The 14,776-nt window shown below is 52.3% G+C and carries 14 protein-coding genes; 8 read left to right on the top strand and 6 right to left on the bottom strand.

From position 1 onward, the window contains the following. Window positions 1–112 precede the first annotated feature (112 nt). From ACAW87_RS03255 to nagA, 3 genes are all read left to right on the top strand, one after another. Window positions 113–883 carry a shikimate dehydrogenase family protein gene (locus ACAW87_RS03255; RefSeq protein WP_370721710.1) on the top strand — a complete coding sequence of 257 codons (771 nt, stop codon included), beginning with the start codon at window positions 113–115 and terminating at the stop codon, window positions 881–883. A 101-nt stretch (window positions 884–984) separates the two neighbouring features. Beyond that, window positions 985–1,269 carry a putative quinol monooxygenase gene (locus ACAW87_RS03250; RefSeq protein WP_370721709.1) on the top strand — a complete coding sequence of 95 codons (285 nt, stop codon included), beginning with the start codon at window positions 985–987 and terminating at the stop codon, window positions 1,267–1,269. Between the two features lie 17 nt (window positions 1,270–1,286). After that, window positions 1,287–2,474: an N-acetylglucosamine-6-phosphate deacetylase gene (nagA, locus tag ACAW87_RS03245; protein WP_370721708.1), complete on the top strand. Its 1,188-nt coding sequence runs from the start codon at window positions 1,287–1,289 to the stop codon at window positions 2,472–2,474. A gap of 8 nt (window positions 2,475–2,482) precedes the next feature. Here the strand turns inward: nagA and ribD are convergent, their stop codons facing one another. Continuing rightward, a complete protein-coding gene (gene ribD / locus ACAW87_RS03240) occupies window positions 2,483–3,574 on the bottom strand; it encodes a bifunctional diaminohydroxyphosphoribosylaminopyrimidine deaminase/5-amino-6-(5-phosphoribosylamino)uracil reductase RibD (protein WP_370721707.1) in 1,092 nt (363 codons plus the stop codon). A 224-nt stretch (window positions 3,575–3,798) separates the two neighbouring features. On the opposite strand from ribD, the gene ACAW87_RS03235 reads away from it, so the two are divergent. Further along, entirely contained in the window at window positions 3,799–5,112 is a 1,314-nt protein-coding gene (locus ACAW87_RS03235) for a PQQ-dependent sugar dehydrogenase (protein WP_370721706.1), read from the top strand. A gap of 109 nt (window positions 5,113–5,221) precedes the next feature. On the opposite strand, the gene ACAW87_RS03230 is transcribed toward ACAW87_RS03235, so the two are convergent. Beyond that, window positions 5,222–6,082, bottom strand: coding sequence for a hypothetical protein (locus ACAW87_RS03230; RefSeq protein WP_370721705.1), 861 nt, complete (start codon window positions 6,080–6,082; stop codon window positions 5,222–5,224). Window positions 6,083–6,264: 182 nt separating this feature from the next. Next, window positions 6,265–8,919 carry an alanine--tRNA ligase gene (gene alaS / locus ACAW87_RS03225; RefSeq protein WP_370721704.1) on the bottom strand — a complete coding sequence of 885 codons (2,655 nt, stop codon included), beginning with the start codon at window positions 8,917–8,919 and terminating at the stop codon, window positions 6,265–6,267. Between the two features lie 213 nt (window positions 8,920–9,132). Between alaS and ACAW87_RS03220 the strand changes: the two genes are divergently transcribed. Continuing rightward, the gene (locus tag ACAW87_RS03220) at window positions 9,133–9,459 is read left to right on the top strand and encodes a MerR family transcriptional regulator (protein ID WP_370721703.1); all 327 of its coding nucleotides are present in this window, start codon (window positions 9,133–9,135) and stop codon (window positions 9,457–9,459) included. A gap of 83 nt (window positions 9,460–9,542) precedes the next feature. On the opposite strand, the gene ACAW87_RS03215 is transcribed toward ACAW87_RS03220, so the two are convergent. Further along, window positions 9,543–9,779 carry a GlsB/YeaQ/YmgE family stress response membrane protein gene (locus tag ACAW87_RS03215; protein ID WP_370721702.1) on the bottom strand — a complete coding sequence of 79 codons (237 nt, stop codon included), beginning with the start codon at window positions 9,777–9,779 and terminating at the stop codon, window positions 9,543–9,545. A gap of 172 nt (window positions 9,780–9,951) precedes the next feature. On the opposite strand from ACAW87_RS03215, the gene ACAW87_RS03210 reads away from it, so the two are divergent. Next, a complete protein-coding gene (locus ACAW87_RS03210) occupies window positions 9,952–10,488 on the top strand; it encodes a hypothetical protein (protein WP_370721701.1) in 537 nt (178 codons plus the stop codon). A 93-nt stretch (window positions 10,489–10,581) separates the two neighbouring features. Here the strand turns inward: ACAW87_RS03210 and ACAW87_RS03205 are convergent, their stop codons facing one another. After that, on the bottom strand, window positions 10,582–11,163 hold the full coding sequence (locus tag ACAW87_RS03205; protein ID WP_370721700.1) for a fasciclin domain-containing protein: 582 nt from the start codon (window positions 11,161–11,163) through the stop codon (window positions 10,582–10,584). A gap of 210 nt (window positions 11,164–11,373) precedes the next feature. Here ACAW87_RS03205 and dprA point away from each other — a divergent pair, with 210 nt between their 5' ends. Together dprA and tnpA are read left to right on the top strand one after the other, a co-directional pair. Next, window positions 11,374–12,495 (top strand): DNA-processing protein DprA, encoded by a 1,122-nt coding sequence (dprA, locus tag ACAW87_RS03200; protein WP_370721699.1) that lies wholly within the window; start codon window positions 11,374–11,376, stop codon window positions 12,493–12,495. A gap of 100 nt (window positions 12,496–12,595) precedes the next feature. After that, a complete protein-coding gene (gene tnpA / locus ACAW87_RS03195) occupies window positions 12,596–13,072 on the top strand; it encodes an IS200/IS605 family transposase (protein WP_370721698.1) in 477 nt (158 codons plus the stop codon). Window positions 13,073–13,717: 645 nt separating this feature from the next. Here the strand turns inward: tnpA and mazG are convergent. Continuing rightward, window positions 13,718–14,548: a nucleoside triphosphate pyrophosphohydrolase gene (gene mazG / locus ACAW87_RS03190; RefSeq protein ID WP_370721697.1), complete on the bottom strand. Its 831-nt coding sequence runs from the start codon at window positions 14,546–14,548 to the stop codon at window positions 13,718–13,720. Between the last annotated feature and the right edge of the window lie 228 nt (window positions 14,549–14,776).

Raw genomic sequence — 14,776 nt, 5'->3', positions numbered from 1 at the left:
AGCAGGCCGAATGGTTTATTAAAGGTACAGGTGCCAGTTCAATCTAACAAACACTGATGACAAACCGGTCATTTGCTCGAGCGCTTTCATTGTAGCCATTACCTTTGCGACTATGACACGCTACGGACTCATCGGGCATCCGCTCACTCATTCGTTTTCCCAAACGTACTTCACCGAGAAGTTTGCCCGCGAAGGTATTACAAATGCCCGCTACGATTTGTTCGATATGCCTGATGTTCAGGCAGCATTACCCGAATTGTTTGCATTTCCGGGGCTACGCGGTCTGAACGTGACGATTCCGCATAAGACCAACGTCTTACCCTTCCTGGATCGGCTCGACGCCTCTGCTGAAAAGGTCGGTGCCGTCAACGTCATTCGCCTCGAAGCTGATGGCACAAAAACCGGTTTCAATTCCGACTATTACGGTTTCAGGCAATCGCTGACCGAATGGATTGGCGACACCGTCCGCGAACAGTCCGACGACCCGGATATTCTATCAATTCTCCCGGCCAATGCACTCGTCCTGGGCACTGGCGGGGCCTCAAAAGCTGTAATAGCTGCTCTGACGGATTTGGGAATCGACTATAAAATGGTATCGCGGAGCCCATCGGCCAACGGACTTACATACGCCGACGTACCCAGCGTATTAGCCGAATACCAGCTTATTGTCAACTGCTCTCCTGTGGGTACGTACCCAAACATAAGTGAGGCTCCAGACCTGCCCTATGACCAGTTGACGAACGAACACTGGCTCTACGACCTGGTCTATAACCCTGCCGAAACCGAATTCATGCGCCTAGGCCGCCAACAAGGTGCCGCCGTCATGAATGGCTACCAGATGCTGGTACTACAAGCCGAAAAAGCGTGGTCGATTTGGCAGTAAAGAGTTTGTGGTTCGTCGTTTGAGGTTTGTAGTTACGCTGCTAATCACGAACTGAATAATTAGGCAGCGTAACTACAAACCTCAAACGACAAACGCAAAAAATGTCTCTCCTCGTATTTGCTACCATTACTGCCAAGCCTGGCTTGGGGGCTGAACTGAAAACAGCCTTTCTTGATCTGATTCCTCAGGTACGTGCCGAATTGGCCTGTCAGTTGTATGAACTCTACGAAAGCACCGAGAAACCCGACCAGTTTATCATGCACGAACGCTGGGACGACGAAGCAGGTCTGGCCGCGCATGCCGCCATGCCGCACATGGATGCGTTCAAACAACAGTTTGGCAACCTGATGGCCGGACCCGCTCAGTTAACCACCGTTCAGGAATAGGTGCTTACCAACCAGCTATGTTATTTACCAACGCTACCGTTTTTACCGGCAATTCGTTTCTGCCCCAAACCCACGTTCTGGTCGAAAATGGCCTTGTCAGCGCTATTGGCTCTGATTTAACGGCCGATGCAAGCGGTGACATTATTGACCTTCAGGGCGATTACCTGGTGCCGGGACTGATCGACTTGCAACTGTACGGCGGGTCAACTGAGTTTCTGAACGCTGACCCAACCCCCGAAACCGTTCGGCATATCTGGCGGAGTCACGCGCTCAACGGTACTACAACCCTGCTACCAACCCTGCATTCGACCCATTTGGCCGAGATGCAACAAGCTATAGACGCCGTGCGGGTGGTGCGCGATGAAATGCCGCTGAACGTACCCGGCATTCATCTGGAAGGACCCTATTTTAATCCGGTAAAGCGGGGGGCTCACCGGGCCAACTACGTGCGTGTTCCCGCCGATGGTGAACTGGAGACAGTATTCAGTACGCATGCCGATGCTATTTCGATACTGACGTTAGCCCCCGAAATGCTGCCGCCCGAGCAGTTAGACTTACTGTACGGCCTGGCTAAAGCCTCAGGTACGTTGCTCTCACTGGGTCATAGTAATGCCACCTATCAGCAGGCGATGGCGGCCTTTGGTGAAGGAGCTGACACCGACCGTTTTCTGCTGGCCACGCACCTGTACAACGCCATGAGAGCCTTTGAAAGCCGCGAACCTGGTACAGTTGGCGCCATTTTCGACCATCCGACGGTGATCAGCAGTATTGTGGCCGACGGCTATCATTGTTCCCCCGCCGCCATTCGACTAGCCCACCGGCAACTGGGTCCTGACCGATTGTTCCTGATCTCTGACGCGTTGTTTGCGAACCCGCCCCGTGCCCAATTCACCCTCGAAACGTTCATCGTTCACTTCGAACCCGGCACCGGAGAACCAAACTCTCCGACCCACGGCAGGTACATGAACGAGCAGGGCACGTTGGCTGGTACCGCCATCACGGTTCTTGACTGCGTACGTTTCTGCGTGCAGGAGGTTGGTTTGCCCATAACAGACGCGCTACGCATGGCGACCGTTACCCCCGCCAAAGTCATTGGTCTTGCCGATCAGATCGGATGCATTGCGCCTGGGTACGTTGCCAACCTGGTTCGGCTGGACCAACAGTTGGTGAAGCAGGGCGTTTGGGTCGATGGGAAGGTACTGTAACACGGACTTCAGTCCGTTTTTGATACTGCCAAAAACGGACTGAAGTCCGTGTTACGGCGATACACCAGCAACATATCGTCGCCAACTGGCTGTTGATCAACCAGCGTGCCCTGTACCTGGGGGGCACGAACGCCAGCCTGCAACGAAGCATGGCTACGAAAAAGTCGAATCTCATCCCACAAACCGGCGTCCATAAACGACGTCAACGTTTGCGCACCCCCTTCGACCAGCACCGATTGAATACGCTGCTGATAGAGGTCAGTTAGCACATCGGTCAGTGAATGGCTGAGTACATAGCGTAGGTTTAGCTGGTCGCCCGGCATATCCAATCCTGAGTTGTGATACACGCGTGTTGGCTGGGCTCCATCGAATAAGTGCAGGTCGGGCGGCAACGTAAGCGATCGATCGAGTACAATCCGAATGGGTGCTTTACCACCCGGCCAATGCCGAACGTTCAAGCGGGGATTGTCATGACGAGCGGTGGTGGTTCCTACCAGAATCGCGTCTTCCTCACTCCGCCAGCGATGAACCAACCGACCAGCCAACGGCCCACTGATAGCTACAGGCGTGGCCCCTACGCCACCCATGAAGCCATCGGCAGTTTCGGCCCATTTCAGGATAATGTAGGGTCGTTTTTGCTCAATGAAGGTAAAAAAACGGGCATTCAGCGCACGGCCTTCGTCGGCCAATAATCCGGTGATCACGTCAATACCCGCTTCTCTGAGTTTGGCGAACCCTTTGCCAGCTACCAACGGGTTGGGGTCATCATTGCAACAAACTACACGCCCTATCTTTTTGGCAATCAGCAGATCAGCACAGGGCGGTGTTTTGCCGTAGTGCGAGCAGGGTTCCAGCGTAACATAGGCGGTCGAATCGGGCAACAGTGCTTCATCGGCGGGTGCAACAGACCGAATGGCGTTCACTTCGGCGTGCGGTCCGCCATACTGCTGATGCCAGCCTTCGCCCAAAATCCGGCCTGTGGGTTTTTCACCCAGGTCGTAGACGATTACGCAACCAACCATAGGGTTGGGGCTAACCGTGGCCCGACCATGTTGAGCCAGTTCGAGCGCCCGGCGCATAAAGAGAGGTTGTATAGACATGGTCTGCAAGAAAGCAACTGAGCAGTGATTGGCGAAGCTTTTTTTGAGAGGATTTACAGGATTGGTCTTTGCGTCAGAGAATTCCGGATCGAAGGCAAATCCTGTTAATCCACTCAAAAAAATACGCCGTGCTCAAAAAAACACCGTCAGTAACCAAATTGGTCCACAAGAAGTTATCAATACAATCAGGTCAGCTAATGACCTGCATAGTAATCACTCAACACATGATCTCTTTACGAATTCCCAGTTTACTCCTGGCCGGCAGCCTGTTGATGGCCAGCTGTGGTGATAAAAAAAAGTCGGAAGGCCAGGCCGCACAGGTCGAAACGGCCATTGGCCCACTGGATCTTCCAGCACCCTACGCCAGCAAATCGTCGGTCAAATTCAGCAAGGTAATTGGCTGGCCCGATGGTCAGATGCCAACGGCCCCCGAAGGATTTGTGGTTACGGAGTACGCCCGCGACCTGATTAATCCCCGCTGGGCGTATGTTGCTCCCAATGGCGATGTGTTCGTTTCTGAATCGAACACCGAGAAAAAAGGCGTTAAAAAGACAGTTGCTGACGTAAACGGTCAGTCAGACTCACAGCGGTTCGACCAAAGCGCCAACCGCGTAACGATCTTTCGCGACACCAACGGAGACGGCAAACCCGATCAGCGAGCTGTGTTCTTGACCGGCCTCAATCAACCCTTTGGCATGCTGGTGATGGGCGACTATTTCTACGTGGCCAACACCGATGCGTTGTTGCGTTTCCCGTACAAAGCGGGTGAAATGAAACTGACAAGCAAGCCCGATACCATTCTGAAACTACCAGCCGGTGGCTACAACAACCACTGGACGCGTAACCTGTTGGCTGGTCCGGATGGCAAGAAAATATACATCTCGGTTGGTTCGGGCAGTAACGTAGGAGAAAACGGGATGGAGCATGAAGTGCGCCGGGCCAACGTACTCGAAATCAACCCCGACGGATCGGGCGAACGGGTGTATGCCAGTGGTTTACGCAATCCGGTCGGTATTGACTGGCAGCCCGGTACTAACAAGTTGTACGCCGCTGTGAATGAGCGCGACGAACTGGGCGACGGACTGGTACCTGATTACCTGACGAGTGTGCAGGAAGGTGGCTTTTACGGATGGCCTTATAGCTATTACGGTCAGATTGAAGATCCGCGTCGTGCTGGTGAAAAACCCGACCTGGTCAAGAAATCTATCATGCCTGACGTACCCCTGGGTGCGCACACAGCCTCACTTGGTCTGGCTTTTTATGATGGGAACAAATTTCCGACTAAGTACCAAAGTGGTGCTTTCATTGGTCAGCATGGATCGTGGAACCGTTCTGAACTGTCAGGGTATAAGGTTGTTTTCGTTCCATTCACGAACGGCAAACCTGGCAAACCTGAAGATTTCCTAACCGGATTTATTGCTAAAAACGACGGTCAAGATGTATATGGCCGCCCTGTAGGTACGTTCACCATGCCCGATGGTTCACTGCTCGTCACCGACGATTCGGGCAACCGCATCTGGCGTGTAGCCGCGAACTAGGGAAACGTCATTAGGCTTTGCTGTCATTTATTGTCATTCATCGCAAAAGCCAGAAATGACGGCGAAGCCTACTGACAATAAATGACAGCAAAGCCTAATGACCACCTAACTAGTAGGCTTCATATTCGAACAGTATGCGAGACGACGTATTGTCGGTTTGCGCTACTATCGGCAACCCCTGTTCGTTATAGGTATAGCTGATGGTATACGTCCGTACGCTACCGCTAGAATACCGCACTGTGGCCTCTGTAACATTGTTTCGGCTGTAGCGTCGCACAGGTGTAACGTCGGGACCAAAGAGACCAAAGAACGGATTTGGCTTATCGTCGAACGTAAAAGTTTCGTATTGATCTGGCCCGGTAAGTGCTCTAATGCCCATTAAATTCCCTGACTCGATTGTATACTGGTCAGTAGTAGCCGTCGATGCCGTGGTAGTGGCTTCGGTCCGTACTGTGTTTACGGTACCGTTGACAAGTGTTGAGGTAGTGTGTTTCAGCAACTGATAGGTGCCGTCTGACTTAGCGAAATCAGTTTGGGCAAACAAAATCTCTACCATTGGCTGGCCGGGGCCACTGGCCTGTGGACTGTAACTAAAAACTGTGCGCTCCCCCTTTAGGCCCTGACTGTCGACATACGGATATTGATAGTCGTATGTAGCAAGCCGGTTGCTGCCGTTGTAAGAAAATAAGCCTTTTGGTGCGCCTCGTCCGGAGTCATGCCCGGTGTATGTGGCCTGACTCACTTTCCCATTGCTGCCGTACGTAAATTCGGTGGTAGCTCCTGTGGCCCAGTTTCCCTCGTAAACGATTCGTTTAATACGGTAGCTCTTCTCGGTTTTCTCCGGTTCTTTTTTGGGTTCCGACTTCTGTTCGGGCGGTGCATTGTTGGGTAAAACCGAGTAATCAGCCCCACAGCCAAGCAGGAAGAGCCCCCAAATCAGCAAGGAAATCGTTCGTAATGATGATCGCATGGCATTGGCTGTTTTTACACTAACTCAGTTCACTGACAAAGAGTTGTAACGAACAAACTCTACCCATCAAGACTACTACTTAGAAACAATAAAGCCCTTTATCTGAAAGTTAATTTCAGGTAATGGGCTTTATGGCAGAGTAAGCCTGTAAGGTCTTCAGAAACCTCACAGGCTTGAACGTTTTACCCCAACAACGCGCGGCCTTGTGCCAACGCGGCGTCTAGGCCGGAGGCGTCGGAACCACCGGCAGTGGCGAAGAAGGGCTGACCACCGCCGCCGCCTTTGATGTTTTTGGCGAGGTCTTTCACCACCTGACCGGCGTTGAGGCCACGACCGCTGATGAGGCTGTCGGGCAACATCACGGCGAGTTGCGGTTTGCCGTTGATATCAGCACCGAGTACTAAAGCCAGATTATCTACTTTCGCTTTCAGATCGTAGGCAAGTTGCTTCAGCGCATCGGCGTTGGGTACGTTCACCCGCTCAACAACGACGCTGTGCCCGTTGACAGTCAACACTTTACCCAGTAACTCTTCTTTGATCTGCTGCACTTTCTCATTCTCCAGCGCCTCTACTTTTTTCAGCAGGGCGTTGCGCTCGTCCAGGATCGACTGCACCGCTTTCACCACGTCTTTCGGCGCTTTAAGCAGTTCCTTTAGCTCGCTGTTAATTGATAATTGTTCATTAATAATTGCCCACGCGCCTTCCGACGTTTTGGCTTCAATCCGACGGATACCGGTCGACACCGATCCTTCCGACGTTAACTTGAACAGGCCGATCTGACCCGTTGCCGGTACGTGGGTACCGCCGCAGAGTTCAACCGAATAGGCGGGGTCGAAGGTAATGACGCGAACAAAATCGCCGTATTTCTCACCGAACAGCGCCGTAGCACCAAGCGATTTGGCCTGCTCGATGGGTACGTTCCGTTTTTCATCGAGCGGGATATTTTGGCGAATCTTCTCGTTGACGATCGTTTCCACGCGGGCGACTTCCTCGTCGGTCATTTTGCCAAAGTGGCTGAAGTCGAAACGAAGGGCGTCGGGACCAACGTATGAGCCTTTCTGTGCCACGTGCGTACCCAACACCTCGCGGAGGGCTGAGTGCAGCAGGTGCGTAGCCGAGTGGTTATCTTCGGTCAGTTCGCGGCGGTGCGCGTCTATTTTGGCAAACACCAGATCAGCCGATTGCAGCAGATCGTCCATGTCGGGGCGGTCGGCTACGAGGTGGATGCTCAGATCGTTCTCTTTACGGGTATCCAGTACGCGTAAGGTCGCCTTAGGTACGTTCGATTGGAACAGTTCCAACGTACCGGTATCGCCAATTTGTCCACCCGATTCAGCGTAGAACGGTGTGCGGTCGAGCACTACCTGCACCTGCGTGCCCTGCTTATTCTGCACCCGGCGGTATTTCACCACCTGGGCGTAGGCTTCGGTTTCGTCATAACCAACGAACTCGATCTTATCGACGTCCTGCAATTCAACCCAGTCACCGGTCGATGACGAGGCATCTTTCCGCGAACGGGCTTTCTGCTCCTGCAAGGCTTTCTGGAAACCTGCTTCGTCAATTTCTAGTCCTTTTTCGCGAGCAATCAGGGCCGTTAAGTCAGCGGGGAAACCGAAGGTGTCGTTCAGTTCGAAAACAGTTTCGCCAGCGATCGTTTTCGCGTCGCCCAATTGGTCGATGATCTGGTCGAGGCGGGTCAGGCCGGTACCCAGCGTACGGAGGAACGAAATTTCTTCTTCGCGAATGACCGTGGCCACAAAATCCTGTTGCGCTTTCAGTTCGGGGAATACGTCGGCAAACTGATCGGACAGTAAGGGCACGAGCTTGGTCATAAACGGCTCGGTGAAGCCCAGATACGAATAGCCGTAGCGAATGGCGCGGCGCAAAATGCGGCGGATAACGTACCCAGCTTTGGCGTTGCTCGGCACCAGTCCGTCGGCAATGGCAAACGATACAGCCCGGATGTGGTCGGCAATAACGCGCATGGCCACGTCCGACTTTTCCATCTTACCCGTATAGGTACGTCCCGACAGTTGCTCGATCAGGTTGATCGTGCCCGAGAACACGTCGGTATCGTAGTTCGACTGCTTGCCCTGGATGGCCATACACAACCGCTCGAAGCCCATACCGGTATCCACATGGCGGGCGGGCAGTTCTTCCAGCGAGCCGTCGGCTTTGCGGTTGAACTGCATGAACACGTTATTCCAGATCTCAACCACCTGCGGGTGATCGGCGTTGACGAGTTCTTTACCTGATTTCTCAGCTACCTCTTCCGGCGAACGCAAATCGATATGAATTTCTGAGCAGGGACCACAAGGGCCGGTTTCACCCATTTCCCAGAAATTATCCTTTTTGTTGCCCAGAATAATCCGGCTTTCGTCACCGATGATACCTTTCCAGAGATCCCACGATTCCTGATCGAAGGGCACTCCATCTTTCTCGTCGCCCTGAAAAACAGACACGTAGATACGGTCGGTCGGCAGTTTATAGACTTTCGTCAGCAGTTCCCACGACCATTCGAGTGCGTCTTTTTTGAAGTAATCACCGAACGACCAGTTGCCCAGCATTTCGAACATCGTGTGGTGATACGTGTCGAAGCCAACGTCTTCCAGGTCATTGTGTTTCCCCGACACCCGCAGGCATTTCTGGGTATCGGCTACCCGTTTGGCGGGCGGCGTCCCGTTTCCGAGGAAGAAATCTTTAAATTGAGCCATCCCCGAGTTGTTGAACATCAGGGTAGGGTCATTTTTGGCAACGAGCGGCGCTGAAGCAACGATCAAATGTTGCTTTGAACGAAAAAAATCCAGAAACTGGCGGCGTATCTCAGGAGAAGTCATAGTGCTGTAGTTTACCCCACCCCCAGCCCCTCCCCTGAAAACCAGGGGAGGGGAGCTTAACTACAGTAGCTTCGCACTGAAGCGGAGCATTGCCCCCCTCCCCTTTTTTTAGGGGAGGGGCCGGGGGTGGGGTCCTGCAAAATTACGCTATTTTCGCCGTTGGGTTAGTATTCACACTACACATCGGCCTTTAAATCACATCGTAACACCAATATGGAATCGGGCGAAAAGCGGTATTACAGCATTCGGGAAGTGGCTGATCTGTTCAATGTGAACATCTCTAAGCTGCGGTATTACGAAAAAGAATTCCCTACGCTCAGCCCCAAAAAGAATCGCTCCGGTGATCGGGTATACACAAAAGCAGAGGTCGATCACCTCCGCGAAATCCTTGATCTGGTCGAAAACCGGGGATTTAAACTCCAGGGAGCCCGTGAGTTTCTGAATAAAAAGCTGACCGCCCAGAATGACACCGCCAAAATGATCGACAAACTCCGCGAGATTCGACAATTTATGGCCGAACTACGCGATAAGATGGACTGATCCAATCAGTCGCCAGTCGTACTTTTTACCCATAAAAAATGCCCGACCAATAATGGCCGGGCATTTTTGTTTGTCATTATTGCCTAGAATAGTCGCCCAATGAAAATGAGCACAACGGCACCACCGAATGCGATCAGGAGGTTCATGAACAGGCCGTCATTTTCTGGATCATTACCCAGCTTTTTGGCGATGAAGCCGCCAACAAATCCGCCAACGATACCCAGAATGATGTTGACCAGCATCCCGTTGTGACTACCCATGAACCGACTGGCCAGGTAGCCGGCAATACCACCTACAATGATTGAATACAGGAAACCCATACGTATAAAAAGTTAAGTGAACAGGAAAAATGTTTAGGTACTAACGCCCAAGGTATTAATAAAGGCTGATAAAACTGAGCAAGCGGGCAGTCAAATGCAGGTGACCGTTTTGAATTTCCCAGTCATTACAAGAGGGTAATACCGCTCGATTGACAACCCATTATTCTCTGCCATGACATACGCTACACTTAACTTTACCATATCAACAAAACTGCGGTTGCTGGTTATTCAGGCGATGTGTCTGACGGTTTTACTGGCTGGTTGCAAAAAGGAGGACGGGCCAACCACACCACCATCGGCTGTAGGAAACTGGAAAATAACGGCTCTCACGTTTAGCCCCGCCTGGGCGGCACCCACCGGAACCGTTCCCGATTTTGTGCCATTCCTAAAAGCCAACAGTGAAACGTGCCTCACCGACGTTACACTCACCTTCGGCACCGACGGAACAGCGAGGACCAATGCATCTGCCTTGGCGTCGTGCAATGAAGCGATTAATTCAAAAGCGTTTCTGGATTTTCTGTTTGAAGACGAAGCGTCGTTTACTGAAACCGAAACCGAACTGATTTTATACGGAAAAGGCAAGTTGACCGCTTTGCCACTGGTAAAATCGGGTGCGGGCAATGTGCTTAACATTCAGTTCGTAGACGCCACTGACTTCAGCAATAAGCCCATCAGAACAACCTACACGCTCAGGCTGGAGAAGCAGTAATTTCTGTTTACGAATCTGTATTTACTCAGTCATAAAAAAAGCCGCTTCGTCAGGATAGACAAAGCGGCTTTTCTATGGGCAAAAACGTATTGGTTACTTAGGCATCAGCACCGTGTCGATGGCGTGTACCGTACCGTTAGTAGCCTGAATATCAGCCACGGTAACTGTAGCAGATCCGCCTTTGGCATCGACCAGCATCACTGCATCACCCTGCTTGCGAACCGTTAGTGTACCGCCGCCTACTGTTTTGATGGTTTGTCCGTCCTTCAAATCAGCAGCCATTACGTTACCCGATACTACATGGTAGGCTAGTATGCCCGCCAGCGTACCCTTGTTTTCGGGCTTTACCAACATGTCGACCGTACCGGCAGGCAGTTTGTCAAAGGCCGCATTAGAGGGGGCAAAAACAGTGTATGGGCCTGCACCCTGGGCTTTGTCGACCAGGCCAGAGGCTACCATTGCCGCTTTTAGCGTAGAAAAGTCGCTGGCACCCAGCAGATTTTCAACCAGATTTTTTCCGGTTTCTTTTGATTTTCCTCCCGAAGGACGAGTCATCGATGATGACCCCATAGTACCGTTAGCGGCGGGATTAGACGGAGTGCCTGTCTGCGCGTAGGCAGTGCTCCCTGCTGCCAGTAAAGCCAGCAACAGCGTTTGTTTCAATTGGATTTTCATACGAAAGGTATTTAAGTTCTTTTGGGAACATAGACCTAACCTCGAATACGCCCAATTGTTAGTTAACACATCATTAATTTAACACACACGCATTTACCAGATAATCAGAGCGTTTAACCAAAAACAGGCTTAGTAACCCACAGATGCAGGTACGTTAGTTATTTAGGCGGGAAAATGATATGATTGTGACCCCATTTTTTCCGCTCTACCGTGCCCACCACTCCCTCTCAGCAACTTCACCAAATTGCGCTTTCGCTCGTTCCGGGTGTTGGCGGCGTATTGATTCGTCAGCTTATCAGCTACGGCGGTTCGGCCGAGGCCGTATTATCGGCACCGATCGCCAAACTGCTCAAAATTCCGGGAGTGGGCGAGGTAACGGCCCGTTCTATCCGGCAACCCGGTTTGCTGGACACCGCCGAGCAGGTGGTGAAACGGCTGGAAAAAATAGGAGCTAAGGCCCTATTCTATACAGATACGAACTACCCTACCCGCCTGAAAACGCTTTACGACGCACCAGCGCTGCTGTATCAATTGGGTCACGCGGACCTGAACGCAACACGTACGCTGGCGCTGGTTGGCACACGACAAGCTACCGACTACGGGCGGCGCATCACCGAAGAGATTGTGCAGGCCATGCAACCCTACGGCGTATCGATCATCAGCGGACTCGCGTATGGTATTGATATCGCCGCTCACCGGGCCAGCCTTCAGGCAGGTCTACCCACAGTGGGTGTAATGGCCAGTGGTCTCGACGTTATTTACCCATCAGTTCATCATCGAACGGCACAGGATATGCAGGCATCGGGCGGTTTATTGACAGAACACGTACCTGGCACCAAGCCTGACCCGCGTTTTTTCCCGGCCCGCAACCGCATTATTGCAGGCCTGAGCGATGCCGTTGTCATTGTAGAAGCTGCGGCCAAAGGCGGTGCACTGATCTCGGCCGAATACGCCAACAACTACAACCGCGACGTGTTTGCCGTACCAGGTCAGGTGTCGCAACAGTTTTCGGCGGGGTGTAACAAATTGATTCGTGAGAACAAGGCGCAGATTTACACCAGCCCCGCCGATCTGATCGAAGCCATGAACTGGGATAGGGACCCTGCCACTATGGCCGCTGGCAAATCATCAGCCTCTATTCCGATACCTCTAGATTTTACGGCGCAGGAAACGCAGATTGTTGCTCTGCTTCGTCAGAAACCCGGTTTCCACATCGATGAATTGAGTTGGCATTCGCAGATCAATATGGGCGCATTGGCCTCCCTCCTGCTCAGTCTCGAATTCCGTGGGTACGTTCGGTCATTACCAGGAAAACGCTACGAAGTGGTGTAGCCCCAGCGGGGCGTAGCATCGGTAGAAAACATATAGCTTCCTCCATTTCCTTAGCCCCAGCGGGGCGTAGCGTGCGTAATTCGTTCTTTATAAATCATATATGGCTAATACCTACACCCAACTAGAAATACAACTGGTTTTTGCTGTCAAAGGCCGTGAAAGTCTGATCCAGAAAATATGGCGTGATGACTTATATCGATATATAACTGGCGTCATCCAGAGTAATCAACACAAAGTCCTTCAGATTAACGGAATGCCCGACCATATACACATTTTTACCGGCTACAACCCTACGCAACTGATTCCCAAATTAGTGGAAGAGATAAAGACATCGAGCAACAGATATGTAAAGGAGAACCGGTTGTCACGTTTTCCGTTCAGTTGGCAAGCAGGATACGGTGCATTTTCATATGGTCGATCCCAGCGTCAGGACGTCATACGGTATATTGAGAACCAAGAGTTACATCATAAAAAGAGAACCTTTCAGGAAGAGTACCTGCTGCTTCTACAAAAATTCGAGGTGGCTTATGATGATAAGTATCTATTCGATTTCACTAATATCGGCTCGTGGGAGTGAGTAATACATGGTCCCGACACAGAGTTTAAAAATACCCGCATGCTACGCCCCGCTGGGGCTAGACGGTTGTATGCACACCGCCCTATGCTACCGATGCTGCGCCCCGCTGGGGCTAGACGGTTGTATGCATACCGCCCTATGCTACCGATGCTGCGCCCCGCTGGGGCTAAACGAGTGCGGAGACACGTCACATCCCACCGATGCTACGCCCCGCTGGGGCTAGACGGTTGTGTGCACACCGCCCTATGCTACCGATGCTGCGCCCCGCTGGGGCTAAACGAGTGCGGGGACACGTCACATCCCACCGATGCTACGCCCCGCTGGGGCTAGACGGTTGTATGCACACCGCCCGATGCTACCGATGCTGCGCCCCGATGGGGCTAGACGGTTGTATGCACACCGCCCTATGCTACCGATGCTGCGCCCCGATGGGGCTAGACGGTTGTATGCACACCGCCCTGTGCTACCGATGCTGCGCCCCGATGGGGCTCTATGGTAAACTCCTCATTTAGCCCCATCGGGGCGTAGCATCGGTAGCACGGCACGAGTTGATCCACGGATTCTTAGCCCCAGCGGGGCGCAGCATGCGGTTCCTGGAAAGCTGATACCCGGTTCAATCGATGCTTTTCACCTTTACGGCATGCTTTACGGTTTCAACGCTGTTTTTGCTTCGTTCCAATATACGTCCATTTCAGCGAGGGTCATTTCGTGCAGGGCCTGACCGTTGTCCCGGGCGCGTTCTTCGAGGTACTGAAAGCGTTTGATGAATTTCTTATTGGTTCGTTCGAGGGCCGTTTCGGGGTTAAGATCGATGAACCGGGCGTAGTTGACCAGCGAAAAGAGCAGATCGCCAAACTCACCTTCGGCCCGTTGCGCATCGATCGGTTCACCGTTATCGGCGTTGAATTCAGCTTTAAACTCCTGCATCTCTTCTTCCACTTTTTCCCAGACCTGCTGCTTTTCGTCCCAATCGAATCCGGCGCCGCGGGCTTTTTCCTGAATACGCATAGCTTTTACTAGTGCAGGTAACGATTGAGGCACGCCACCCAACACTGACTTGTTGCCTTCTTTCAGCTTCAACTGTTCCCAATTGGCTTTTACTTCGGCTTCTGTTTCGGCTACCACATCGCCATAAATATGCGGATGCCGACTCACTAATTTATCGCAGATACCGTGTAACACATCGGCCACATCGAAGCGGGTTGGCTCTCCTTCCGGCGCTTCCGAACCAATCTTGCTATAAAACACCATGTGCAGCATCAGGTCGCCGATTTCTTTTTTGATTTCGGTACGGTCGCCTTCCAGAATAGCGTCGGATAATTCGTAGGTCTCTTCAATGGTCAGATGGCGCAGCGTCTCCATAGTCTGTTTACGGTCCCAGGGGCACTGTTCGCGCAACTCATCCATGATAGTCAGCAGGCGGTCAAACGCCATCAGTTGTTCCTGGCGGCGGGGGGGCAGTTGGTCAAACGTCATGAAGTAAAGATACGGGGAAAAGAGGTGAGGGGTGAAAGGTGAAAGGGTGAAGGGTGAAGGGTGAAAGGGTGAGGGGTGAAGGGTGAAGATCTCATAGTTCGCATTAATCTTAATTACACCCGTAAATTCGTCCTCACTCTTCACCCCTCGCCCCTTCACCCCCTCACCCTTTCACCCTTCACCCTTTCACCCCTCACCCTTTCACCCCTCACCCTTTCACCCCTCACC

This window comes from Fibrella aquatica (assembly GCF_041321135.1).
Classification (GTDB): domain Bacteria; phylum Bacteroidota; class Bacteroidia; order Cytophagales; family Spirosomataceae; genus Fibrella; species Fibrella aquatica.
Note: the sequence above shows the minus strand (reverse complement) of the source record. Positions and strands in the feature narration are given on the sequence as shown.

Coding starts and splice junctions, on each gene's coding strand:
- ACAW87_RS03255 (WP_370721710.1), top strand. CDS start 113: ATGACACGCTACGGACTCATCGGGCATCCGCTCACTCATTCGTTTTCC.
- ACAW87_RS03250 (WP_370721709.1), top strand. CDS start 985: ATGTCTCTCCTCGTATTTGCTACCATTACTGCCAAGCCTGGCTTGGGG.
- nagA (WP_370721708.1), top strand. CDS start 1,287: ATGTTATTTACCAACGCTACCGTTTTTACCGGCAATTCGTTTCTGCCC.
- ribD (WP_370721707.1), bottom strand. CDS start 3,574: ATGTCTATACAACCTCTCTTTATGCGCCGGGCGCTCGAACTGGCTCAA.
- ACAW87_RS03235 (WP_370721706.1), top strand. CDS start 3,799: ATGATCTCTTTACGAATTCCCAGTTTACTCCTGGCCGGCAGCCTGTTG.
- ACAW87_RS03230 (WP_370721705.1), bottom strand. CDS start 6,082: ATGCGATCATCATTACGAACGATTTCCTTGCTGATTTGGGGGCTCTTC.
- alaS (WP_370721704.1), bottom strand. CDS start 8,919: ATGACTTCTCCTGAGATACGCCGCCAGTTTCTGGATTTTTTTCGTTCA.
- ACAW87_RS03220 (WP_370721703.1), top strand. CDS start 9,133: ATGGAATCGGGCGAAAAGCGGTATTACAGCATTCGGGAAGTGGCTGAT.
- ACAW87_RS03215 (WP_370721702.1), bottom strand. CDS start 9,779: ATGGGTTTCCTGTATTCAATCATTGTAGGTGGTATTGCCGGCTACCTG.
- ACAW87_RS03210 (WP_370721701.1), top strand. CDS start 9,952: ATGACATACGCTACACTTAACTTTACCATATCAACAAAACTGCGGTTG.
- ACAW87_RS03205 (WP_370721700.1), bottom strand. CDS start 11,163: ATGAAAATCCAATTGAAACAAACGCTGTTGCTGGCTTTACTGGCAGCA.
- tnpA (WP_370721698.1), top strand. CDS start 12,596: ATGGCTAATACCTACACCCAACTAGAAATACAACTGGTTTTTGCTGTC.
- mazG (WP_370721697.1), bottom strand. CDS start 14,548: ATGACGTTTGACCAACTGCCCCCCCGCCGCCAGGAACAACTGATGGCG.